General features: G+C 45.1%; 18 protein-coding genes. 10 read left to right on the forward strand and 8 right to left on the reverse strand.

Features of this window, described 5'->3' with window-relative positions:
* Positions 1–138 precede the first annotated feature (138 nt).
* The 4 genes from F597_RS0103575 to F597_RS0103590 all read right to left on the reverse strand — a co-directional run bounded on the left by F597_RS0103575 (position 139) and on the right by F597_RS0103590 (position 7601).
* The gene (locus tag F597_RS0103575) at positions 139–2517 is read right to left on the reverse strand and encodes an ABC transporter permease (RefSeq protein ID WP_019538343.1); all 2379 of its coding nucleotides are present in this window, start codon (positions 2515–2517) and stop codon (positions 139–141) included.
* A gap of 51 nt (positions 2518–2568) precedes the next feature.
* Complete coding sequence (locus tag F597_RS0103580) at positions 2569–4917, reverse strand: ABC transporter permease (RefSeq protein ID WP_019538344.1); 2349 nt, start codon at positions 4915–4917, stop codon at positions 2569–2571.
* A 13-nt stretch (positions 4918–4930) separates the two neighbouring features.
* Positions 4931–6184, reverse strand: coding sequence for an efflux RND transporter periplasmic adaptor subunit (locus F597_RS0103585; protein WP_019538345.1), 1254 nt, complete (start codon positions 6182–6184; stop codon positions 4931–4933).
* A gap of 73 nt (positions 6185–6257) precedes the next feature.
* Positions 6258–7601, reverse strand: coding sequence for a TolC family protein (locus tag F597_RS0103590; protein ID WP_044060037.1), 1344 nt, complete (start codon positions 7599–7601; stop codon positions 6258–6260).
* Between the two features lie 407 nt (positions 7602–8008).
* Here F597_RS0103590 and F597_RS0103595 point away from each other — a divergent pair, with 407 nt between their 5' ends.
* Together F597_RS0103595 and F597_RS0103600 are read left to right on the forward strand one after the other, a co-directional pair.
* Positions 8009–9379 carry a sigma-54-dependent transcriptional regulator gene (locus F597_RS0103595; protein ID WP_019538347.1) on the forward strand — a complete coding sequence of 457 codons (1371 nt, stop codon included), beginning with the start codon at positions 8009–8011 and terminating at the stop codon, positions 9377–9379.
* An 11-nt stretch (positions 9380–9390) separates the two neighbouring features.
* A complete protein-coding gene (locus F597_RS0103600; RefSeq protein ID WP_019538348.1) occupies positions 9391–10728 on the forward strand; it encodes a sensor histidine kinase in 1338 nt (445 codons plus the stop codon).
* 54 nt (positions 10729–10782) lie between these two features.
* Here the strand turns inward: F597_RS0103600 and F597_RS0103605 are convergent, their stop codons facing one another.
* Positions 10783–12318, reverse strand: coding sequence for a peptide MFS transporter (locus F597_RS0103605; protein WP_019538349.1), 1536 nt, complete (start codon positions 12316–12318; stop codon positions 10783–10785).
* A 584-nt stretch (positions 12319–12902) separates the two neighbouring features.
* On the opposite strand from F597_RS0103605, the gene F597_RS0103610 reads away from it, so the two are divergent.
* From F597_RS0103610 to F597_RS0103630, 4 genes are all read left to right on the forward strand, one after another.
* A complete protein-coding gene (locus F597_RS0103610) occupies positions 12903–13754 on the forward strand; it encodes a prephenate dehydratase (protein WP_019538350.1) in 852 nt (283 codons plus the stop codon).
* 119 nt (positions 13755–13873) lie between these two features.
* A complete protein-coding gene (locus F597_RS0103620) occupies positions 13874–15046 on the forward strand; it encodes a pyridoxal phosphate-dependent aminotransferase (protein ID WP_019538351.1) in 1173 nt (390 codons plus the stop codon).
* An 83-nt stretch (positions 15047–15129) separates the two neighbouring features.
* A complete protein-coding gene (locus tag F597_RS0103625; protein ID WP_019538352.1) occupies positions 15130–16206 on the forward strand; it encodes a bifunctional 3-deoxy-7-phosphoheptulonate synthase/chorismate mutase type II in 1077 nt (358 codons plus the stop codon).
* A 278-nt stretch (positions 16207–16484) separates the two neighbouring features.
* A complete protein-coding gene (locus F597_RS0103630) occupies positions 16485–17258 on the forward strand; it encodes a prephenate dehydrogenase/arogenate dehydrogenase family protein (protein ID WP_019538353.1) in 774 nt (257 codons plus the stop codon).
* 74 nt (positions 17259–17332) lie between these two features.
* Here F597_RS0103630 and F597_RS0103635 read toward each other — a convergent pair whose 3' ends face one another.
* From F597_RS0103635 to tgt, 3 genes are all read right to left on the reverse strand, one after another.
* The gene (locus tag F597_RS0103635) at positions 17333–18142 is read right to left on the reverse strand and encodes a peptidylprolyl isomerase (RefSeq protein ID WP_019538354.1); all 810 of its coding nucleotides are present in this window, start codon (positions 18140–18142) and stop codon (positions 17333–17335) included.
* 87 nt (positions 18143–18229) lie between these two features.
* Positions 18230–19333: an LptF/LptG family permease gene (locus F597_RS0103640; protein ID WP_019538355.1), complete on the reverse strand. Its 1104-nt coding sequence runs from the start codon at positions 19331–19333 to the stop codon at positions 18230–18232.
* Complete coding sequence (gene tgt, locus F597_RS0103645) at positions 19330–20460, reverse strand: tRNA guanosine(34) transglycosylase Tgt (protein ID WP_019538356.1); 1131 nt, start codon at positions 20458–20460, stop codon at positions 19330–19332. The genes F597_RS0103640 and tgt overlap by 4 nt, the downstream gene beginning before the upstream one ends.
* A gap of 280 nt (positions 20461–20740) precedes the next feature.
* On the opposite strand from tgt, the gene lipA reads away from it, so the two are divergent.
* The 4 genes from lipA (at position 20741) to F597_RS0103665 (ending at position 24366) form a co-directional block, all read left to right on the forward strand.
* Entirely contained in the window at positions 20741–21604 is an 864-nt protein-coding gene (gene lipA, locus F597_RS0103650; protein WP_019538357.1) for a lipoyl synthase, read from the forward strand.
* Positions 21605–21694: 90 nt separating this feature from the next.
* A complete protein-coding gene (gene lipB / locus F597_RS20070; RefSeq protein ID WP_019538358.1) occupies positions 21695–22396 on the forward strand; it encodes a lipoyl(octanoyl) transferase LipB in 702 nt (233 codons plus the stop codon).
* Positions 22397–22476: 80 nt separating this feature from the next.
* A complete protein-coding gene (locus F597_RS0103660; RefSeq protein ID WP_019538359.1) occupies positions 22477–23472 on the forward strand; it encodes an AAA family ATPase in 996 nt (331 codons plus the stop codon).
* A gap of 24 nt (positions 23473–23496) precedes the next feature.
* A complete protein-coding gene (locus tag F597_RS0103665; RefSeq protein ID WP_019538360.1) occupies positions 23497–24366 on the forward strand; it encodes a DUF58 domain-containing protein in 870 nt (289 codons plus the stop codon).
* Position 24367: the final 1 nt, after the last annotated feature.

Here is a 24367-nt window from a genome sequence, read left to right on the forward strand (position 1 = left end):
TAGTTGAAAATTAGTATGTTTGAATTCTGAAGTTGAAAAGTGAAGAAGTGGGAAAATGATAGGGCGATGCGGTAAAAGGTAGAGTAGAAAAACCTAAATCCCGAATCAAAATCCCACTTTCTTGTACTACTATTCCATTCATTCCTTCTTCAGAGAATCCACAGGGTTCTGATGGGCCGCTTTCATGCAGTTGATCACGACGGCCACCTCAATTATTATCAGCAACAGCAATCCGCAAATCAGGTATTCCCCAAATGCAAATCCCCACTTTTCACTGAAATTGTCCATCCATCCGGCACTCACAAAATGAGAGACAATACAACCCACACCTACTGCCGGAAGAGCAATATAGAGAATGTTTGTTGCGAACAGTTTCAAAATATCGAAAAGTGTGGCTCCGTTTATTTTCCGTATAGCTATTTCAGCAGTACGGTACGACATTTCGTTATTGACATATCCTATCAGGCCGATCAGCGAAATCAGTAAAGTAATCAGTGCGCCTATCAGGATGGTATTCCTGAACAGCCGATCCTTATCGTAACTCCTTACAACACTATCGGCATAGGGAACAAATGATATATCCCTTTCAGGGAGTAGTTGTCTGATGGTTTCGTTGATCGCGGCCATTCCCTCAGTATCCATCTTTTTGAGTTTGACCAACAAGAAATCCTGAAAATAATGAAGAATATCCCGACGATGAGCCGAGAAGTGCAATACTGCCGGCCGGGTATCCTGATTCCCGAAAGAGCTGATACGGATATTGGGTATTACGCCCACAATATGCGACAAGCCCCGGTTATTCCGTTCCGTGATGCTCACCTCTTTTCCGATCACATCCTCCCAGCCAACCATTGTTTTCATCCTGTCCCTGAAAACTTCAGTGACCACGGCACTTCGTACGTCGTCGCTTTCACTAAAATTTTTCCCGGCGAGGAGCGGAATATTCATCAGAGGCAGAAAATTCTCATCGGCATAATACATGTCGGCGATATTGAACAGTTCCTGCTCGTTTCCCTCTACGAATACATTGTTTCCCGACATGTAATAAAGCGGCAATGTGGTGGCGAACGAGATCATTTCCACTTCGGGGAGATTTTCCAATTCGATACCCAATGTTTGTTTGCGGGTGCTATCCACGCCGGAGAGGGTGATGTAAGCCACATTGCTGTAGTCATAACCGGGATGGTCGTTCACCATAAAATGGTACTGCTTGCTCACCACGCCTGTCAGTGTGAGCAAAAATGCCGCCGCTCCGAACTGCACAAAAAGGAGCATCAGTTTCCAGTGCTGTTTCAATCGCTTGTTGTTGCGGAAAACAGTAGCTAATGGGATACGTTGTAGCGTTGCGGCAGGCATCACTACCGAGACAATAAATAGGACGACAAGAGTGACCGACAACAAAAAGAGTGCTTTCGTTGAGAATAGGGAGAGGAGGGAAGCCCCCAGAATTTCTTCCACTGTATTCCTGAACGAAAAAAGCAGCAACCCGGCCAACAGCAACGCCAGTAGGAAATGAAGCAACGTCTCGGTGGCAATAAGCTTGGTGATATGCCATCTCGTTGCTCCATAGCATTTATTCACTGCGACTTCCTTGCTGCGTTGCACCAAGGCGGTAATGACAATCAGCAGGTAGTTCAATACCGTAGTCAGTAGGAGGGAAAAGGCGATAATACTCAACACTAAAGTGCTGTTTTTTACTGTTTTTGAGCCGCTGTGCAAGGTAGTTAAAGGAGCCAAAGTGTACGAAAGTTCTACCCCTGAACTACGCATCTCTTCCAGCGGTTGATTCTTCTCCTGCATTTGCCGTATAGCCGGCGCCAGGCTCTCCGGGGTGATGCCCGGAGCCAGTTTCACGAATCCCTGATAACGGTCGTTCCCTGTCCAGTTGTTACTCCCGTCCCACATGAACTGGGAGATGGATGCCATAGAAATGATCACGTCGTACCGATTATGACTGTTCTCGGGGATGTCCTCAAAAACCCCTCCGATGGTAATCTCTTTACCGGGATAGGATTCCGGGATAATTACCTTTCCCTCCACATCTCTTCCCATTTTTTTTGCCAATGAGTGAGAGATGAGGGCATACATGGAGCGGGAGAGGGTTTCTTTGGCATTTCCTGCAACCATGGGGCGAGGAAAAATGTCGAAGAAGTATTCATCCGCCATGATGATGTTACCTTTCACCCGATTCTTCTCTTGTGTATAAAACACACCGTCGTACTCCAGCCCGGTAAAACGGGTGGCGCTTTCCACTCCCGGCACTTCCGCTTTCATTCCCGGAGCAATGGCGCCGCTCACATTCCCATAGTCTTTGGGTTCGTCATTGCGTATTACCCGGCTTTCAATGCGATAAATACGGTCGTTCTCGGGATAGAAATCGTCATAATTGCGCTCGAAACTCACTTTGGAGAGGAGCACCAACCCAACAGCCAGCCCCATACCCAATGAAAGAATCTTGATCAGGTTGTTTTGTTTCTTGCGAAACAGGTTACGATATGCTAATTTCAGGTTGTTCATATTATTTTGTCTCTTAAAATCATCAGCTCATTATCAAATCATCCCATCAATTTATTCCGTTTTCAATGAATCCACCGGATTGGCGGTTGCTGCACGCCAACTTTGCCAGCTTGCGGTAATAAGCGTAATCAATAAAACCGCCAGGCCTGCCAATGCAAATACCCACCAATAGATTGGTGTGCGGTAAGCAAAATTTTCAAGCCATTTAATCACCGCAAAACAGGCTATAGGAATAGCGATGATAAGGCAGACAAAAAGTGTGATGATGTATGTCTTGTTCAGTAATACAAGTATTTCCCTGACGGATGAACCCAATACCTTCCGGATACTGGTCTCTTTCCGGCGATATTCACTTTCGAAGATTACCAGGCCGAATACGCCCACCATAGAGATAATAATGGCAATCAGGCTGAACAATGTGATCAATGAACTGAGTTTCCGCTCTTTTTCATACAATCGATTCAACACCACGTCGTAAAAACGCACATGGAACGGATAATCAGGATCGATGGAGCCCAGAGTCTCCTTCACATGCTGCAAAGCGGTACCGAAATTACTTCCGGCTTTCACCCTGACATAGGCATAATTGGCTGATGTACCCCAGTTTTGCTTTCCCCGGACATAAAAAGCCATCGGGGCCATTTCGGTACGGAAAGAAGCGAATTTTATGTCGGGAATAAACCCCACTATCTCCGCGCCGTCTATCTGGTTGTTCAATTCCAGGTCATATTCCCTGCGGGCTTTCTCGTTGAATACATATACGCCATTTTCTGTATCCTTGTCGTTTTCCCTGAACCCCCTGCCTTCGACGACATCAATTCCCATCACCTCGAGAAAGTCCGCATCAACCGGAAGACATTGGTATTGAATGTTCCTGCCGCGGTATTCACGTCCCCAGCCCATGTATTGCTCCGAACTCGACAGTAAAAACTGGGCGCAGGTAACACCGTCTATGCCCGAAAAGGAATTTAACTTGTCCGTAAAAACCTCACGGCTTTGGTTGATATTACTGTTTATATCGGTTACAATGAGCGCGTCTTTGTCGTAACCTAAAGGAGAATTCTGCATGAACTGGTTTTGGAGGTACATGAAACCTGCAACCATCATCAATACCAGCGAAATGACAAACTGAAAGCCAATCAGCATATTTCTCAGTTTCCTGCCCTTGGGTGATAAGCCGAAACTACCTTTAAGTACCACTGCCGGTTGGAAAGAGGTGATATAATAAGCCGGATAAAGCCCCGACAAAATGCCGGTAAGTATGGACAACACCGCCGTTAAACCGATCAGGGCGGGGTATGATTGTAATGTAATGTCCATATCGACCATATCGGCAACAGGAGACCGGGAAACCAGAAAAACAAGCGCCAGTGACAACAAATAAGCCAATACGCTGATCAGGATAGCCTCTGCCAGCAATGATAACCGCAATCCGGTCTCGGTGGCGCCCAATACCTTTTGCGTATTGATGCTTTTAATACGCATGGGAGTCTGCGCTACACTGAAATTAGTGAAGTTGACTGCCGCGATAATCACAATCACAAAAGCAATGGCAAAGAGTACCGCGATGGTTTGCCGGCTTGATTTTGGAGAATTGTCGTACAACACGTCGGTCGTATAATGCAAATCGGGTAATTGTGTGAATTGAAGCGAAGCTTTGCTGAAATCAATGTTAATATCTTTCGGAAGGCTTTGTCTGAAATTAGCATTGAGCAGCGTGCTATCTGCAACGCCATGCGCATCAAGGCGGATATATACATTATAATTCCAGTTACCCCAATTATTTATATTCTCATTCTCAGGCATGGCAATGTATATGCAATTCTGTAAGGAAGAATTACGGGGGAAATCCCTGTACACACCGCCTATCGTGTAATCATTATTGCCGGATCGTTTCAATTGCTTGTCTAAAGCCGTTTCGTTGCCGAAAAGTTTCCGTGCCATACTTTCGGGTATCAGCACTTTATCCGGCTCATGCAAGACATCCTTTTTCCCTTCTAATATATCGAAATGAAAGACGTTTGTAAAAGAAGGGGAGATCAATGTACTCTTTTCCTTGTAGTATGAAACTACTCCGGCTTTATCAATACCGAAAAACAACTGTCCCCCAAAGAAAGGGTTGCTTATTGCTCCGGCTTCGATATGCGGTGAAGATTTGAACAAAAGTTCGGCCAACGGACGGGATACGACGGCTTGTTTCGTTCCACCTTCATGGACGATATCCACACGGTAGATATGGTCGTAGTCTTTTATTCCTTTATCAAAATTGTAGTCGTAGCTGACCTGCATCATAATCACGATAAAGGAGGCAAAGGCAACCGATAAACCCAGAATATTCAAGACACTTGCCGTTTTAAAACGGCGGAATGCATGTGTCAGACTTTTTACAATTTGTTTCATAATTATATATGTCTTACTTCAAAATCAATTCTTCGGCGGTGCCGAATGTTTCGTAGCTGGAAGTGATCACTTTTTCGCCCGCCTCGAGACCGCTTGTCACTTCGTAATAATTGGGATTTTGCCGTCCGATGGTGATCCTGCGTTTTACTGCTTTGTTCCCGTCCGGGGTAACAACGAATATCCATTGTCCGCCGGTAGTCTGATAGAACGGCCCGCGGGGTATCAGGACTGCTTCCACCGGCTGTCCCAATTGCAGGCTGATATAATAGGTCTGTCCGGCGCGGATGTTGTCGGGACGTTCGCCCTCAAACGTAAATTCGGTACGGAACTGCCTGTCGCGCACTTCAGGGAATACTTTCCGGACACGTAGTGCGAAGTTTTTGTCCTGCCGTTCAAACGTGGCATCCAATCCGGTTCTCACCCGGTCGATATAATGTTCATCGATCATGGCTTCCACTTTATAATCTGACAGTACGCTGATCTGGCCGATACGTCCGCCGGTCGGGATGTTCTGTCCGATCTCCACATCCAGTAACCCCAACTGCCCGTCCACCGGTGCTTTGACATTCAGGTTCTCGCTCCGTTGGCGAATCAGCATCAGGTTCTGGCGCATATTGTGCAGGCTCTCTTCCATCTGGTCGATCTGTACGCTACGGTAAATGGAGTCCTGCTTCTGCCGTTCCACGACCAACTGTCGCCCGTCCACGGCAAATTCATAGTCCTCTTTTGCCTGTAGATAGTCTTCTTTGGAAGCCAATTCCTCTTCGTACAGTTTTTTGTATTGTGCATATTTGCGCTGTTTGCGGGTAACATCGAGATCGAGTTGCAGTTTCTCCTTTCTCAGTGTCAGCCGGTCCTGTTCCATCGCTACCTGTGTATTGCGAAGGAAGTTCTGCTTTTCGGCCAGTTGCGCTTCGCTGTCGAGTATGTTCAGGCTCAGCATCGGATTGCTCAGGCGGGCGATCACATCGCCCTTTTTTACATCGGCGCCCTCTTCCACCAATTTGGCTTCCACCATACCACCCTCTATAGCACTTAATTGTATGGTACTGATGGGCTGCACCTGTCCGCTGACACGTATGTAATCGTTAAATTCACCCCTGGTCGCGGATTGAATGGAGATGCGGTTGGCTTCCACATTCAGTTTTGATGCATGATTACCGAAGATAAGCCATAGAATGGCTACCATAAACACTATCCCTCCAATGATGAATGGGATGTGTTTTTTCTTCAATCCTTTTTTCTTTTCAATTAAGATATCCGTCATATCGTTCAATTAATTTTATAATTCATTATTAAGAGATGCAAGACTTTTCGTAAGCTATCCCACATCCGACATCTCAAATCCCATATCCCAATCCGATAAAAGATTCCCCCTTGTAATAGCGTACCAGGCGCGCTTTCAAACGGTATTGCAATTCGGCGTTCAGCTCTTCCGCTTTTGCCTGTACTACGCGGTTGGTGCTGGTATGCAGTTCGAGTGGGCTGATCAATCCTTCTTCATATTTCCTTTGGTTGGCTTCGTGCGCAGCTTCCATCGCTTCCCGCTGTTTCACTGCCTGTTGGTAAGCATCCGCCTGCCCGTTCATATCAGCAACAGCCTGTTCGATCTCGCTGTAGAGTGCTCGAAGTGTTTCCTGAAACTCGCTTTCGGCAATGATTACCTGCGCTTTACTTCGTTTATAGGAAGTTGATTTTGAGAAACCGGTGAACAAGGGGACGGACAACGTAAATCCGACATAAGTTCCCCGTCTGTTTTTGAGTTGCTCGGAAAAAGATTCAAGATTATCTCCATCGAGGTATCTTGCATATCCCGACGATAAACCGGCTTCCATCGATATGACCGGGGAAAAGCCGGCGATGGCGGCACGCCGATTCATTTCCTGTACTTTCAGTGCTGATTCTGCAGACAGTGCTCTGGGATTAATCGCTTTGGCCGTTTCATAGATTGCCGGAACTGTTTCGCCTGACTTGACGATCAATTCATCGGTCTGTTGATCTGTGATATCCAGTTCATCTTCTACCGGAAAATTCATCCTTTCCTTGAGTAGGATAATACCGATGGTAAGCAGGTTTTTTTGTCGCGTAAGGTTGTAAATATCTGCCGCTTCCTTTGCCGCCATTTCCGCTACGTCGGGTTTGGCTTTCATACCCAGCTCTTCCATTCGTTTCGCTTGTTTCATATTATTGGTGCTCTCTTCTGCCTGTTCCTGTGCCAGTTGTACCATTCGTTTGTAGTACAATACATTGAAAAAGGCTTCCATGGTATCATAAGCCACCATCTCGCGTTCTTGCTCCAACTGCTGCTTTCCTGCGAGCTTATTCGCTTTCTGCATTTTTATCCTGTAGATATTCGAAAAACCATCGAAGATCGTTAAGTTGGAATAGACGGAATAGGTATTACTAAAGGTATTAATATCTGTATAGGTGTTTGTTTCGGGATCTATCCCACGGCCGAAATTGAAATATGCATTCGTGCCGGCGTTCAACGAAGGGAGTAATCTACCGATAGCAAGCATGTAGTCCTGCTGGTAAATGGTGTTCTGCGCTTTCTGCTTGTTGACTTTAGGACTGTTTTCTACTGCGTATTGTATACAATCATCCAATGACCATTGTTTTTCCTGCGCCTGTAATGCGGTAGAAACAACAAATAATAACAGTAATATAGATAAAAATCGATTCATTTTTTCAATATATTTTGTGAAGAGATATACCAACATCATGCCAAAATATTTAACTGTTTGTTTATTAGAGTGTTAATATTTAAGAGCTATTATTGTATTTGTAAAATTATTTTACAGTGGTGTTGATAATTTGACAATATTTTGGTTACATTTGTATTCGGAATATTCTGGATTTAAGATTCAAAATTCAAGATTTGAGATTAAACATAGAGAAAAGTGAAAAATTCGGGATATTGGAATTGGGATCTTGGAAATAGAGTGTGTAATTTCTGTTATATTGATTCATTGGTAATTAGTCATTGATAATTGGTAATTAAACTTGTGGACTTCTCCATTTCTTCCCTTCTTGACTTCCGACTTCTTATTTCCAAGTTCTTGTTCTAACTTCTAACTTCAAAAAAAACAAAATGAAGCAAGGCCGAATTCTTGTCGTTGACGATAATAAAAATGTGCTCAGTGCACTTAAAATTCTGTTGAATACCCATTTCGAAGAGGTGATCCTCCTCTCTTCGCCCACCACGTTACTGATAAATTTGAGGGAGAAGAACCCCGATGTGGTGTTACTCGACATGAATTATTCTGCGGGGATCAACACCGGTAACGAGGGACTGTACTGGCTTGCAGAAATAAAGAAAGTAAATCCAGATTTGCCGGTGGTGCTTTTTACTGCTTATGCAGATATCGACCTGGCAGTGACTGCACTGAAAGAAGGGGCTTCCGATTTCGTGGTAAAGCCCTGGGACAATGCCAAACTGTTAGCTACATTACAGTCGGCACTGGAATTACGGCTATCGCGAAAGGAAGTGACCAGACTGAAAGAGAAGCAGCATGTGCTTAACTCCCAACTGAACCGGGAAAGTGATGTCTATTGGGAAGAATCTCAAGCGATGCGGGAACTGTTACGGGTAATGGAGAAAGTAGCAAAGACGGATGCCAATGTCTTAATTACCGGCGAAAACGGAACCGGTAAAGAAGTGATTGCCCGCAAAATCCATCAACTCTCGCCACGGTCTAACGAGTCGCTTGTGACAGTAGATATGGGAGCGGTCACTGAAACACTGTTCGAGAGCGAGCTCTTCGGCCATGTAAAAGGCTCCTTCACAGATGCCCATAGCGACCGGGCAGGAAAGATTGAAGCGGCAGATAAAGGGACGCTCTTTCTTGATGAGATAGGGAACCTCAGTTATCCGCTTCAGGCAAAACTACTAAATGCCTTGCAGTCGCGACAGATTATCCGGGTAGGAAGTAATAAGCCGGTTGCGGTGGACATACGGTTGATTTGCGCCACGAACCATAACCTTTTCCAGGATGTACAGAACGGTCTTTTCAGAGAAGACCTGCTTTATCGCATCAACACTATTCAGATTGAAGTGCCGCCCTTACGTAACAGGAAAGAAGATATTCCCGGGCTGGCGTCGTTCTTCCTCCATCGCTTTGCTGTGAAATACAATAAAACAGGAATAACACTACACAAAGAAGCCATTGCGAAGATGCAGGAATATGCCTGGCCGGGCAATGTACGTGAACTGGAGCATACGATAGAGAAAGCACTTATTTTGTCTGACAACCGGGTGATCGATTCGTCCGACCTGTTCCTCCGGCCACCGGATAGCAGTGAGAAGAATAAAGACCTCGAAAATGTTACCCTGGAAGAAATGGAACGGGTGCTCATCGAACGGGCCATGCGTAATTACGGAAATAATATTTCAGCTATTGCCAAAGAATTAGGCGTTTCCCGACCTACGCTTTACAGCAAGATCAAGAAATACGGGCTTTAACCGCTACAGTCATGTTTAAATCCATCGAATACAAGCTTTACCTCTACATGATCCTGCTGATTGCAGCCGTCGTGATAAGCACTTATTTTGCCATACAAACAAAATATGTCTATATGGTGTTGTCCATACTTCTGGCCTTTTTCCTGCTCCATAATATGCGCCGGAGTTACAATCAGTTCAACAAGAATATTATTTTCCTGCTCAACGCACTGGATAATGGGGATTACTCTTTCAATTTCGCTGAAACCAAGCTTTCGAGGAGGGAGAAAGAGTTGAATCAGATGATGAATCGCATTAAGGAGATCCTGTCAAGAGCCCGTAAAGAGGTGATTGAGAATGAAAAATTCCTGAGTGTTATTATGGAGAGTGTATCTACCGGTATTGTTATTCTGAATGAAGAGAGTGTAGTGGTACAGATAAACCGCACTGTTAACCGGTTATTGGGTCTCCCGGTTTTTACCCATGTCAATCAGCTGGCAAATATTGACAGGTCGTTTCCTGATCTGTTCCGCAATCTGGAGGCATCCGACACGAAAACCATTAAAATAGCCAATGAACGGGAGGAGATGCAGCTGAGTCTGAGGGCTTCCGAGATCATGCTGCAAGGAAGAAGGCTGAAGATCATTACGCTGAACAATATCGGGAGTGAACTCGATTATAAGGAAATGGATTCGTGGATACGGTTGATCCGTGTGATGACGCATGAGATTATGAACTCCATTGCGCCTGTTACGTCGCTGACCGATACGTTGCTATCTGCTTTCCGAAAGGACGAACCTTATGAAGAGGATTCTCTGATGCAGAATACCATAGAGGCGCTGCAGACAATCAATTCGACGGCCAAAGGCTTAATAAGTTTTGTCAATTCCTATCGCCGGTTTACGGGAATTCCTAAGCCTCAACTAAACCCGGTTTCGTTGCAGTCAGTCATCGAGCGGGCAATAGTGCTGGAAGCAGTTATGTTTGAAGAAAAAAGAATACCGGTGACCTTGAATCTGCCTATCGAACCTACTGTCAGACCGTTGGATGAATCGCAGATCATGCAGGTGTTACTCAATCTGTTGAAGAATGCTGTCGAAGCTATTTCAGGGGAAGGGAGACAGATCAGGATCGAATTGACGGAAGAAAAGGAGAAAACATATCTGGATGTATGCAATAACGGACAGCCCATCGCTGAAGATGTGCTACCTAATATTTTTGTTCCGTTTTTCACGACCAAGCATTCCGGTACCGGAATCGGATTGAGTGTGTCGCGATATATTATGCGCCTGCACGGGGGAACATTGACCCATTTCACTAAAGATGGATGGACGGTATTCCGGATGGCGTTTTATCATTCCGGAAAATAAAACAGGAGGAAAACAGTGTTGCCTTCCTCCTATCCGATCAATATAGTATAATGATTATTTTGCGATCCTTTCTAACCATTTGATCATCGCCAGCATGGTGAACATAGAGATGATACATGCTGTTACAAATACCAACCATGTGCCTGTCATCGAAATGCTTGTATAGAAGATAGCGCCGATAAATAACAGTGCGTTCCCAATTGCCGTAGCGCCTAACCATGCTCCCTGCATAATTCCCTGGTATTTAGGTGGAGCCACTTTTGACACGAAAGAAATCCCCAATGGGCTGATGAACAACTCGGCTACGGTAAGGATAAAATAGGTGCCAATCAACAGCCAGGGAGTTACACGTGCCGAATCGGCAAGCCCACCCATAGCATCAACTTCCGATTTGAGGGGAAGTCCTACCGATCCTATCGCCATTACTACATAGGCTAATGCGGCAATTCCCATCCCAATTGCTATTTTGCGCGGAGTGGAAGGCTCTTTTCCTTTAGCCCTGAGCCATCCGAAGAATCCCACTATAATAGGGGTAAGGAATACCACAAAGAAAGGATTGATAGACTGGAATATTTCAGCTCCCTGTAACGTGGCAAATCCCAGATTGACTCTTATCTGGCTCAGGTCTGTATAGTCTTTAGCAAAATAGGTGAGGGTCAATCCGTTTTGGTGAAATGAGAACCAAAAGAAAATAACAACGGCAAATACGGCAAACAGGGCATAGAGGCGCTGTTTTATCTCTTTGATATCCATCTCTACCACAGCGGCATTCCCGCTGTGGTCAATTCGTTTATCAGCCGGATCCGGGAATCCGTTCTTATTGAAAACATAAATTATCAATGAAATGATCATGGCCACGATAGCCACTGCGAAAGCATAGTGGAATCCGGTGGTAAACACGTTCAAATACCCACTACTGAAAGCGGCAAGGTCTGTACCGGAAAATCCTACTTCCGATGCCAGGGTTTGCAACCGGGTCGTCCCCTCGGGAGTAATGGTATTCCCCAGGTATTGGTGCGCAAGCGCGGGAAGGTCGGCATTGTACAAATAGCCGTTCTTTTCTACCCACCAGTTTCTTACACCGACTGCGAGGAGAGGTGCGAATATGGCACCCACGTTAATGAACATGTAGAACAACTGGAAACCTGAGTCACGCATTTTACTGTACTGCGGATTATCATACATCTGTCCTACCAGCGCTTGCAGGTTCCCTTTGAACATCCCGTTACCAAACGCGATGATAAAAAGCCCGAAACAGCTTAAAGCCAGTAAAATAACAAATTTATCCGGTGGTACGGGCGTGGCAGTCGGAATAGCAATAATAACATATCCCAATGCCATCAGGAGCAGTCCGATCAAGATGACCCCTTTGTAATTCCGGGTCTTGTCGGCAATAAGGCCTCCTACCAGTGCCAACAGATAGATGGAGGCATAAAAGATAGAGTAGATAACTCCTGCACTCTTCTCGTCAAGGCCGAACTTCGTCATTAAAAAAAGCACGAGAATAGCCATCATGGTATAAAAACCAAAACGCTCTCCCATGTTCGCCAGTGAGGCGGCGAGCAACCCTTTAGGATGATTTTTGAACATTGATTAATTTATTTATGGTTGTGAAACGAGCATGATAATAATTAGCATGCCAATTAATAATTATAGCAAGTTCCATATGACTTTAGTGTTAAAGAAATAAACATTGCCGTATGGAATATTAGTCTTTTTGGTTTTTGATGTGCAAAAATAATGAAAGCCGAGTGAAAACCAAGCTTGCTTGAGCTTTTCCGAGGCACATCTTATTTTCCGCAAATATAAAAATATTTTTGTTATAACTGTCGCTATTTTATATAAAAACTGATAGGTTTCTAATTGTTTTATAACAGGTTTGTAGTACAATTTTTAATTATTCGATACATTTTTTCTTCATTTTGTTTGTTGAAAAGAAAAAAGTAGTACTTTTGCATTCATTATTGATCTGATATTTTTATCATATCGATCTTAAAGAAATATACAATGATTGGTTCTGTTTTTGCATTTGGTTTCTGGTTTTACTTTTACTTTAGTAGGTAAAGGCAGGATTTTATATGCAGAATGAGAATAATTTAAAAAGTCATATCAGAATAAATAAAGTCCTGTCGATTACACGATGGGACTTTTTTTACATCTAAAAAACAGATCAGATGAAACGAGTAGCCATTCAGGGAGGGGAGGGTTCATTCCACGAGATTACGGCCCGCGAATATTTCAAAGGTGAAGAACTGGAAATTGTTCCATGCAGCACTTTTCGTGATATTTTTGTTGAAACAAGAAAAGATCCCGATTTGATAGGTGTGATGGCAATAGAGAATACCATTGCCGGAAGCTTGTTGCAAAACCACGACCTGTTGAAAATGAGTGATGTGCGGATCGCAGGTGAACATAAACTGCGTATATCACATTCATTGGTGGCACTTCCTGGCAGGCCTATAGGAGAGATCAAAGAAGTGATGTCACACCCTATTGCTTTGATGCAATGTGAAGCATTTCTCGATACTTTACCGGATGTGAAGATTGTAGAACACGAAGATACGGCTCTGGCTGCACGGGATATCCGTGACCAGCAAATGATATCGACAGCCGCTATTTGCAGCGCATTGGCGGCTGAAAAGTATGGCCTGGAAGTACTTGCATCCGGAATCGAAACAAATAAAAGGAACTTTACCCGGTTTCTTATTCTGGCGCAGGGTGAGATGTTACAGGAGGTGCAAAAGGATAACCATATTAATAAGTCGTCGCTGGTTTTTGTACTGCCTCATAATGAAGGAAGCCTCTCCCAGGTACTCTCGGTATTGTCGTTCTATAATATCAATCTTACACGTATCCAGTCGCTGCCCATTATCGGAAGAGAATGGGAATACCAGTTCTATATTGATCTTACCTTCACCGATTATAATCGCTACCGGCAATCGATAGATGCTATCATGCCGCTGATCAGTAGGTTAAAAGTTCTGGGAGAATATAGGGAAGAGAAACATGGGTTTAGTGAAGAGTGAAGAATGAAAAAGGGAAAGAGGAACGTGAAGAGTGGAAAGGGGAAGACTGGGGAGAAAACGTTGACGTGACGATAAATTAATTGGTAATTTGTAATTGATAATTAGTAATTTATAGAGATATGATAGAACCAGCCGAACATATTAAATCGATTTCGGAATATTATTTTTCGGTGAAGTTGGCAGAAGTGGCCCGCATGAATGCCGAAGGGAAAGATGTGATTAGCCTGGGAGTAGGAGCTCCCGACCGTATGCCGTCGGAAGAGACCATCCGGACCCTTTGTGAAGCCGCACAACGTCCTGATACACATGCTTATCAGCCTTATACGGGTATTCCGGAACTCAGGAGAGCATTTGCCCAATGGTATGAAAGGATTTATCAGGTGGAGTTGGCAGAGGATGAAGTGCTACCGTTGATTGGTTCGAAAGAGGGGGTACTGCATATTTCGATGGCTTTTCTCAATTTTGGTGATAGTGTTCTGGTGCCTGACCCCGGATACCCCACCTACAGTTCGGTATCGAATTTATTGAGAGCAAACGTAATACCCTACGATCTGCTGGAGGACAATAACTGGGAACCCGATTTCGAGGCGTTGGAGAAGATGGATCTGTCAAATGTGAAGCTGATGTGGGTCAATTATCCCAATATGCCTACCGGTGCCAACGCATCAGTAGAGTTATTCGAAAAATTAGTGGATTTCGGTAAAAGACATAATATCATTATCTGTCATGATAATCCTTACAGTTTTATCCTGAACGACAATCCGATGAGTATTTTGTCAGTACCAGGGGCTAAGGAGATATGTATTGAACTGAACTCATTGAGTAAATCGCATAATATGTCGGGCTGGCGTATGGGAATGTTGGCGTCCAATCCGCAATTTGTAAAATGGGTGCTCAGGGCAAAAAGCAACATCGACAGCGGACAGTTCAAGCCGATGCAGTTGGCGACCATTGCCGCGTTGTCGAACCCGGACGAGTGGCATGCCGAAATGAATAAGATCTATGCGGAACGACGCGTGTGGGCGGAGAAGATCATGGATATGTTGCAATGCAGTTACGACAAACGCCAGGTAGGGCTTTTCGTATGGGGTAAACTTCCCGGTGATGCACCTGATAGCAAAACATTTGTCGATGATGTACTCTACAATGCGCGGGTATTTATTACGCCGGGAGCCATCTTTGGAAACAACGGAGACCGGTTTATCCGGATCTCGCTTGGCTCGTCGGTAGAAAAACTGGAGGAAGCATATGAAAGAGTGGGAAGGTGGGAAAGTGGAAAAGTGGAAAAGTGAAAAAATTATTCTCAGACTTCTCCACATTTTGGACCTCTTCATGTCTAATTTCTTAATTCAAAAATAATCAAACAACAATTAATATGGAATTTGAATCAATCTTATTACCGGGTATTGATGACAAGAGACCGCTGGTGATTGCCGGCCCTTGCAGTGCGGAAACGGAAGAACAGGTGATCAGTACTGCCCGGCAACTGGCAGATGCCGGAGTGAAAATATTCAGGGCAGGCGTGTGGAAGCCCCGGACCAAACCAGGTGGTTTTGAAGGAATAGGTAGCCCTGCGCTCAAATGGATGATGGAAGCCGAAAAAGAGACCGGTATGTATATGGCTACTGAGGTGGCTACTGAAAAACATGTCTATGAGGCCCTGAAATATGGGATCGATATGCTGTGGATCGGTGCTCGGACAGCGGCAAATCCTTTTGCAGTACAGGAGATTGCCGATACACTCAAAGGAGTAGATATCCCGATACTGATAAAAAACCCTGTCAATCCCGATCTGGAGTTGTGGATCGGCGCTTTGGAACGGTTATACAATGCGGGAATAAAGAAATTGGGAGTGATCCACCGCGGATTCAGCACACCCGACAAAACCATCTATCGTAACCTGCCGCAATGGCATATTCCTATTGAGCTGAAACGGCGTTTTCCTACATTGCCCATTATCTGTGATCCAAGTCACATCGGGGGAGACCGCAACCTGATCTCGAAATTGAGTCAACAGGCGATGGATCTCAATTATTCGGGACTGATCATAGAATCACACTGTTCGCCTGATGAGGCTTGGAGCGATAAGGCGCAACAGATTACGCCCGCTACCCTTAAAGATATTCTCGATAACCTTATTATACGCGATACGGTGCAGACTACGGAAGACCTTTCCGACTTGCGCGAGCAGATCGATGAACTGGACAATGAGCTGTTGCAACTGCTGGCTAAACGGATGCGTGTGTCCAGAGAGATCGGACAGTATAAACTGGAACATGATATGCCTATCCTGCAAACGCACCGGTATGACCAGATCCTGACAGATCGGGCCGGACAGGGTGAAAGGATGGAGATGTCGGGTGATTTCATCAAACAAGTGCTGGAGGCTATTCATTCGGAATCGGTGCGTCAGCAGATGGTGATCATGGAGAGAGTAAAAAAGGTTCAATGATTCATTAATATGCCAATGTGAATAATATGCCAATAAGAGTAATGTAGGGAGATGGGTGACTGGGAGATGAGGAGACTGGGGTGACGGAGAGAGGAGAATTGACAATGGACAATTGACAATTGACAATGGAAAGTTGACCATATCCTCAATTCCAACATCACAAATCTCAAATCCCAAATTGGAAATCGTATGAAACGAGCATGATAATTGTTCTCACACAAGAGCATGATTAAAAGCGAGTTCCATATGACACCATTGAAAATAAATATTTTAGTCATATGAAAATATTAATTCTTGGAGCCGGCAAGATGGGATCGTTCTTTGCCGATGTGCTTAGTTTCGATCATGACGTGGCTGTATTGGATCCTGATCCCCGGAAGTTGCGTTTTATCTATAACACGCAGCGGATGACCGATGCAGAGGAAGTCAAAGATTTTGCCCCGGAACTGGTGATCAATGCTGCTACGCTTAAATATACCATTCCGGCATTTCATAACGTATTGCCTTATCTGCCGGAGACATGCATCCTGAGCGATATTGCTTCGGTGAAAACCGGGTTGGAGGAGTTCTATAGGGAGCGTACCCGCCCTTATGTTTCCACCCATCCCATGTTCGGTCCTACTTTTGCCAGTCTTAACGATCTGAGTAGAGAGAGCGCTATCATTATTTCGGAGTCGTCGCATATGGGAAAGGTGTTTTTCAGGGATTTGTACCACCGACTCAAGCTCAATGTGTTTGAATATTCGTTTCGGGAACATGACGAGACTATTGCCTACTCACTCTCTATACCCTTTGCGTCGACATTGGTGTTTGCCTCCGTGATGAAGCATCAGGATGCACCGGGCACGACCTTTAAGAAGCATATGAATATCGCGCAGGGATTACTCTCAGAAGATGATTACCTCCTGACGGAAATCCTCTTTAATCCACATACATCGGAGCAATTGGAGAATATCAGGATGAAGCTGCGTGAGTTGCTCGATATTATCGGAGAGAAAGACTCCGAAAAAATGAAGGCTTTTTTGACCGGCGTAAGGAAAAATATTGAGTGATTGCAGCTTGTTGAAGGACTATGAGGAGATATTCTCACTACTGGTAAGAGTACGTTGATTAATCCCGGGCAGACTTACTCTATATATATCCTTATAATCTTGGCATCAGTTTCGGGACGGCTGTTACTGTCGACAGGCAGGGCAGCGATCTTATCGATGATCTCAAGTCCTTCGGTCACCTCCCCGAAAACGGTATATTCTCCATCAAGGCGGTCTATGCCGCCGAGAGTGGTGTATGCCTCTTTCAACTCTTCAGGGAGAAAGAATTTCCCCGGAGCTATTGCATAGAGAGAATCCACCACGTTTAAAAGTGAGTCTAACAGCCCATTGAATCCCCTTGCATCATTAGCTTCTTTCAGTTTGTCCAGCTCCTCTTTGTGTGGCAAATAATGGGTGCGGATAATTTCGTTCTTGATAGGCACATTTACAGCCATCTCCATTGAGTCGAGCCGTCCCTGTGTATAGACTCTTCCTTGTACGATGTAGAATTGTGAAGCATCCGATTTTTTCTGTGGGTTATCATTATCTCCTCTTCTTGGAGCTGCGAGGGCCCCTTTTTTATGGAATCTGTTTTTGCGGAATTCAGGCATCAATTCCATATCGGTACGTCCGCCGCCAATCTGTGCGCCTGCAGGAGCATTACGTGAATCCTGCGCTCCTCCCTGTATTACGAAATCCTTTACTACCCTGTGAAAGAGGGTGCCATCGAAATAACCTTCCTTTATCAGTTTCAGATAATGATTGCTATGTACGGGCGTATCATCATACAATATCGCTTTCATTGTACCCCAATTGGTCTCAATGACAATAGTCGGATAATTTGTCTGTGCGTTGGCTTGCCATGCCGTTGCTATTAAAATAAAAATAAGTATGTTACGTATCATATCATTTAGATTAGCTGGTTTATTGATTTACTGATTAGCTGATTATTATTGGCAATCAGTACATCGTCAAATTATCATATCAACACATCAATTCGGCGCTCTCTTATACAGATAGAGTGCGATGCCGGCAAAGATAATGTTTGGAATCCAGGCGGCAATAAACGGGCTCATTCCCCCTTTCACGGCAAAAGTGGAACTTACGGTCATGAAAAGGATGTAGGCCATACTGAGTGCCAGCCCGATACCAATGTTGAGACCCATCCCGCCTTTTACTTTCCTCGCTGAGATTGCCGCACCGATGATGGTAAGAATAAACGCCGAGAATACGGAGGCTATCCGTGAGTGGTACTCTATCTGGAATGCCTGTATATTTCCCAATCCCCGTTCCTTTTGACTTCGGATGTAGCGGCGTAGTTGGGGTGAAGTCATCATCTGCTGGTCTGTCTTGGCAATGATAAAATCGTTAGGGACAATCTGCAAGGTGGTGTCTATAGATGTACCCTTGGTGATGATCTCCTTCAATCCTTCGAAGCGTCTGATCTGGTAATTGTTGATAGTCCAGTGATAAGCAGAGTCGTATCGGATCGATTGTGCGGTGAGCCTCGATGTTAACTGGAGGCTGTCGAAATGATCCATGGAGAAGTTATATCCTGTATTGCTGGTCATGTCAAAATTCCCGAAGTAAACAATGGTTTGTGGCCCTACTCTGAACTGAATATCACGGTCGCCCGTTACCTTGTTCCGGGGATTCACGTAAGTCAGTTCGAATTCAATACGGGTAGCATTAGCCGGAGGTATCAGGTAACTCCCGAAGATAAAGGAAAAGATGGCAATCACTAAAGCTGATACCATATAGGGCTTCATCATCCTTTTAAAACCGATACCGTTCGACAGGATGGCGATGATTTCAGAATTGCTCGCCATCTTGGAGGTAAAAAAGATGACGGCAAGAAAAACAAACAGGGGGCTGAACAGGTTGGCGTAATAGGGGACGAAGTTAACATAGTAATCGAAGATAATTCCTTGTAACGTAGCGTTGTTGGTCATGAATTTATCGATCTTCTCATTGATGTCGAACACCACTGCGATAGAGAGGATCAGCGCAATCATAAAAACATAAGTGCCCAGGAACTTTTTAATGATGTACCTGTCCAGGCGTTTTAACCTCAGAAAATCATTCTTTTTTTTCATAATCGTCTGGTCACGTTTTCCAGCATCATCGGCTTCCACTCCGAGAAGTCACCGGCAATGATATGTTTTCTTGCCTCCTGTACCAGCCATATATAAAAAGCCAGATTGTGGATGGATGCGATCTGCAATCCCAATATCTCGTTGACATTGATAAGATGTCGCAGATAGGCTTTACTGTATAAGGTGTCGACGAATGACGCGCCATCCTCCTCAATGGGAGAGAAATCGTCCTTCCACCGCTCGTTGCGCATGTTCATTATGCCTTGTTTGGTAAAGATCTGCCCGTTGCGTCCATTACGTGTGGGCATGATACAGTCGAACATATCTACACCACGTTCAATAGCCTCGAGGATATTTTCCGGCTTGCCCACTCCCATCAGGTAACGCGGCTTGTCCTTCGGCAGAATTTCGTTGACCAGCTCCACCATCTCGTACATCTTTTCGGTAGGTTCGCCAACGGCCAGTCCCCCAATTGCGTTCCCGTCCGCTTCTTTGGCCACTACATTTTCAGCAGCACGGCGGCGGAGATCGGGATAAACACATCCCTGCACGATAGGAAAAAGGGTTTGACGGTGTCCGTAGGGACATTCTGTCTCACGGAAACGGGCCAGACAGCGGTCGAGCCACCGTTCCGTAAGGGCGAGGGATTTTTTCGCGTAATCGTAATCGGCATCTCCCGGGGTACATTCATCGAACGCCATCATGATATCGGCACCGATGATTCGTTGGATATCAATCACCTTTTCCGGTGTAAAAAAATGTCTCGAGCCATCTATATGTGATTGGAACTCCGCACCTTCTTCAGTGAGCTTCCGGTTTTTTGTCAGTGAGAAAACCTGAAATCCGCCACTGTCGGTCAGCATCGGCTTGTTCCAACTGTTGAAGCGGTGTAGACCTCCTGCTTGTTGCAGGGTGTCAAGCCCTGGTCTCAGGTAGAGATGATAGGTATTGCCCAGAATGATCTGTGCTCCGATATCCTGTTTCAACTCGCTGATATGTACTGCTTTTACGCTCCCTATGGTGCCTACCGGCATAAACACCGGTGTTTCCACCTCTCCATGGTCGGTAGAAATGATGCCTGCCCGGGCATTCGATTTGGGATCAGTATGTAATAGTCGGAAATCCAATATGATCTGCTCTAACTGCGTTTTGACGGCAAAGATAAATCTTTTGCCGTTACAAACAGTAGGGTCGCTGTTTAAAAATAGTTAGGAGTTCGTTTAGGAGGAAGGTGGGAGAGTGGAAAGGGATAAAAAAACATATGAAACGTCGATAATTGGGTAATACCCGAATAAAATCGTATTTTTGTTCTCTGTATAACATTTTAAAAAACACTTTTCGTTATGCAGTAGGTAGAATGCATTTTTTTTATCTGTCTGATGTGATGAAAGAAATAAGTTAAAGCATATGGATAACAAACCCGAATTAATGGTAAGAAAGCCCGATTGGCTCAAAATATCGCTTCCCCAAGGGAAGCAGTACCTGGATGTAAGAGAAATTATTGCGAGGAAAGGACTGCATACAATCTGTGTAAGCGGGAAATGTCCTAATTTATCGGAATGTTGGGGCAGGGGAACAGCTTCTTTTATGATATTAGGTGATGTCTGTACCCGTGCTTGCAGGTTCTGTTCCGTGAAAACGGGAAGTCCGCAAGGGATCGTGGATTGGAACGAACCGGATCGTCTGGCCGAGAGTATTGAGAAGATGAACCTGAAGCACTGTGTGATTACCAGTGTGGACAGGGATGATCTGCCCGATCTTGGTGCCGGATTCTGGGCGACTACGATTAAGCGTGTCAAAGAGAGAAATCCTGAGGTGACCATTGAGACCCTCATTCCCGATTTTAATGGTATAGAAGAGCTTATCTATAAAGTGATAGAAGTAGGCCCCGAGATTATATCACACAATATGGAAACCGTAAGGCGATTGACTCCCAAGGTGCGCAGCCGAGCCAAATATGATGTAAGCCTCAAAACTATTGAGACTGTTGCAAAGAGTGGGAAGGCAAAACCCAAGTCGGGTATCATGGTTGGCCTTGGAGAAACTGAAGAGGAAATATTGGAAACGATGGACGATCTGATCAGTGTGGGATGTCAGGTGCTCACTATCGGTCAGTATCTCCAACCTACCAGGAAACATCTGACGGTGAAAGAATTTGTGACACCGGAACAGTTCCGGAAATACAAAATCATAGGCCTGGAGAAAGGATTTAAGTTCGTGGAAAGTGGACCATTAGTGCGTTCTTCCTACCATGCGGAGAGGCATGTTTGATGATAATTGACAATGGATAATTGACAATTGACAATTGAAAGTTGGCGATATCCGACATCCCAAATAGTCTGGAATCTGAAATTTTGAATAATGATTAAAAAAGTGATTTTTGAAAACCTCGGACGTATCCGTTATAAGGAAGCATGGGATTACCAGGAAAAGCTGTTCGAATCAGTAGTCCGGGAGAAATCGGAAAAGAAGGAGGAGAAAGAACAGTACCTCCTTTTTTGCGAACATGAGCATGTGTATACCCTCGGTAAGCATGGAGACAAACAAAACCTGCTTATCGCCAACCACGTTTGTAAAAGCAAGAATATCGATCTGCATACTATCGACCGGGGAGGGGATATCACCTATCACGGGCCGGGGCAGTTAGTTGTATATCCGATCATTGACCTGGAATCGTTCGGGATGGGAATAAAAAGTTATATATCCACACTTGAGGATGCAGTGATAGATACACTGGAGTCTTACGGCATTAAAGGAGAGAAAGATGATAAGGCAATGGGGGTATGGATTGATGTGGCCGACCCGCCCAAAGCGAGGAAGATCTGTGCCATTGGTGTGCGGGCAAGCCGTTTCGTGACGATGCATGGTCTGGCCCTCAACGCCAATGCCGACCTTTCCTATTTTAATTATATCAATCCCTGCGGGTTCAGGGATCGTGGTGTGACCTCTATACAAAAGGAACTGGGGCATGAAGTCGACTTTGAAGAGGTCTCCGATCGGATGAAGGAAGCTTTTGTCAATCGCTTCGGAATGGAGTTATCCTACAGACTTAAACATTTTTAACCCCTAAACTGTAAGAAACCTCTTTAACATTTCTAATTTTGTATGTCGAAAAAAAATCCACACTTCAATAATAAAAAAATATGAGCCAAGTTGTCGATATTAAGGAGCTAAACGAGAGAATAGAGCAAAAGAGCAGCTTCGTCCAGACACTCGTTACCGGAATGAATCAGGTGATCGTGGGACAGAAACACTTAGTGGAGTCGCTGCTGATCGGATTATTATCAGACGGGCATATTCTGTTGGAAGGGGTGCCCGGGTTGGCAAAAACACTGGCTATCAAAACGCTGGCTCAACTGATCGATGCGAATTACAGCCGTATTCAGTTTACTCCTGACTTGTTGCCTGCCGACGTGATCGGAACCATGATCTACAGCCAACGCAATGAGGAGTTCCAGGTGAAGCACGGCCCCATCTTTGCGAATTTCGTGCTGGCCGATGAAATAAACCGTGCCCCCGCCAAAGTGCAGAGTGCGCTGCTTGAAGCCATGCAGGAGCGTCATGTTACCATTGGTGAACAGACCTATCCATTGCCTAATCCTTTCCTGGTGATGGCCACGCAGAATCCTATCGAACAGGAGGGGACCTATCCGCTGCCGGAAGCACAGGTAGACCGTTTTATGCTGAAGGTGGTCATTTCTTACCCTTCGAAAGAGGAGGAGAAGCAGATCATCCGGCAGAATATTTTCGAGCCGGTTGCCATCGATAAAGCAGTTATCTCTACTGAAGCCATCTTAGAGGCGCGGAAAGTGGTGAGGGAAGTGTATATCGATGAAAAGATCAGTAAGTATATTGTAGATATTGTATTTGCCTCTCGTTTCCCCGACCAGTTCGGCATGGCAAACCTGAAAGAGATGATCGGGTTTGGGGCATCACCCCGTGCTTCCATCAACCTGGCATTGGCAGCTCGTGCTTTCGCATTTATCAAACGCCGCGGCTATGTGATCCCTGAAGATATCCGTGCCGTGTGCCATGATGTGCTTCGCCATCGTATCGGTCTCACCTATGAGGCGGAAGCCAATAATATGACCTCCGAGGAGATTGTCAGTGAAATTCTGAACAGGGTAGAGGTGCCGTAAGAGGAGACAAAAGGCAGGAGATAAATGGAGACAACCGAACTACTTAAAAAAGTACGACATATAGAGATCAAGGCACGGGGCCTTTCGCGGAATATCTTCGCGGGAGAGTATCACTCTGCGTTCAAGGGACGTGGTATGGCTTTCTCTGAGGTTCGGGAGTACCAGTATGGGGACGATATGCGTGATATCGACTGGAATGTAACGGCACGTTACAACCGACCCTATATCAAGATATTCGAGGAAGAACGTGAACTTACCGTGATGTTGCTGATCGATGTGTCGGAGAGTCTGGGGTTTGGTTCCCAGTCGCTGCTGAAGCGGGATATGGTGGCTGAAATCGCAGCTACACTGGCATTCTCGGCTATCCAGAATAATGATAAGATCGGTGTGATTTTCTTTACCGACAAAGTAGAAAAGTTCATTCCCCCCAAAAAGGGAAGAAAACATATCCTTTACATTATTCGTGAAATACTGGGCTTTAGGCCGGAAAGCAACGGTACAGACCTGAACGTGACGCTCCGGTATATGACCAACGCTATCAAGAAGCGGTGTACCGCCTTCCTGATATCTGATTTTATTGATGCCGGCGATTATAAACAAGCGCTTCGGATCGCTGCCAAAAAGCATGATGTGGCGGCTATCCAGGTGTATGACAAACTGAGTACGGAACTTTATCCGGTCGGCCTGATGAAAGTAAGGGATCCGGAAACGGGAGAGGAACGATGGATCAACACCTCCTCCAAAAAAGTAAGAGATCGCTATCGCTCATGGTGGAACGACTTGCAGATGGCGATGAATAACGCTTTCCGCCAGAGTGGCGTAGACAGCGTGTCGGTCTCTACCGAAAGCGATTATGTGAAATTGTTACTGCAACTATTTAAACAGAGAAAGTAAC

This window comes from Proteiniphilum acetatigenes DSM 18083 (genome assembly GCF_000380985.1).
GTDB classification, from domain to species: Bacteria; Bacteroidota; Bacteroidia; order Bacteroidales; family Dysgonomonadaceae; genus Proteiniphilum; species Proteiniphilum acetatigenes.

What these genes read in the sequence shown, in the direction of transcription:
- F597_RS0103575 (WP_019538343.1), bottom strand. Translation starts at nt 2,517, where the DNA reads ATGAACAACCTGAAATTAGCATATCGTAACCTGTTTCGCAAGAAACAA.
- F597_RS0103580 (WP_019538344.1), bottom strand. Translation starts at nt 4,917, where the DNA reads ATGAAACAAATTGTAAAAAGTCTGACACATGCATTCCGCCGTTTTAAA.
- F597_RS0103585 (WP_019538345.1), bottom strand. Translation starts at nt 6,184, where the DNA reads ATGACGGATATCTTAATTGAAAAGAAAAAAGGATTGAAGAAAAAACAC.
- F597_RS0103590 (WP_044060037.1), bottom strand. Translation starts at nt 7,601, where the DNA reads ATGAATCGATTTTTATCTATATTACTGTTATTATTTGTTGTTTCTACC.
- F597_RS0103595 (WP_019538347.1), top strand. Translation starts at nt 8,009, where the DNA reads ATGAAGCAAGGCCGAATTCTTGTCGTTGACGATAATAAAAATGTGCTC.
- F597_RS0103600 (WP_019538348.1), top strand. Translation starts at nt 9,391, where the DNA reads ATGTTTAAATCCATCGAATACAAGCTTTACCTCTACATGATCCTGCTG.
- F597_RS0103605 (WP_019538349.1), bottom strand. Translation starts at nt 12,318, where the DNA reads ATGTTCAAAAATCATCCTAAAGGGTTGCTCGCCGCCTCACTGGCGAAC.
- F597_RS0103610 (WP_019538350.1), top strand. Translation starts at nt 12,903, where the DNA reads ATGAAACGAGTAGCCATTCAGGGAGGGGAGGGTTCATTCCACGAGATT.
- F597_RS0103620 (WP_019538351.1), top strand. Translation starts at nt 13,874, where the DNA reads ATGATAGAACCAGCCGAACATATTAAATCGATTTCGGAATATTATTTT.
- F597_RS0103625 (WP_019538352.1), top strand. Translation starts at nt 15,130, where the DNA reads ATGGAATTTGAATCAATCTTATTACCGGGTATTGATGACAAGAGACCG.
- F597_RS0103630 (WP_019538353.1), top strand. Translation starts at nt 16,485, where the DNA reads ATGAAAATATTAATTCTTGGAGCCGGCAAGATGGGATCGTTCTTTGCC.
- F597_RS0103635 (WP_019538354.1), bottom strand. Translation starts at nt 18,142, where the DNA reads ATGATACGTAACATACTTATTTTTATTTTAATAGCAACGGCATGGCAA.
- F597_RS0103640 (WP_019538355.1), bottom strand. Translation starts at nt 19,333, where the DNA reads ATGAAAAAAAAGAATGATTTTCTGAGGTTAAAACGCCTGGACAGGTAC.
- lipA (WP_019538357.1), top strand. Translation starts at nt 20,741, where the DNA reads ATGGATAACAAACCCGAATTAATGGTAAGAAAGCCCGATTGGCTCAAA.
- lipB (WP_019538358.1), top strand. Translation starts at nt 21,695, where the DNA reads ATGATTAAAAAAGTGATTTTTGAAAACCTCGGACGTATCCGTTATAAG.
- F597_RS0103660 (WP_019538359.1), top strand. Translation starts at nt 22,477, where the DNA reads ATGAGCCAAGTTGTCGATATTAAGGAGCTAAACGAGAGAATAGAGCAA.
- F597_RS0103665 (WP_019538360.1), top strand. Translation starts at nt 23,497, where the DNA reads ATGGAGACAACCGAACTACTTAAAAAAGTACGACATATAGAGATCAAG.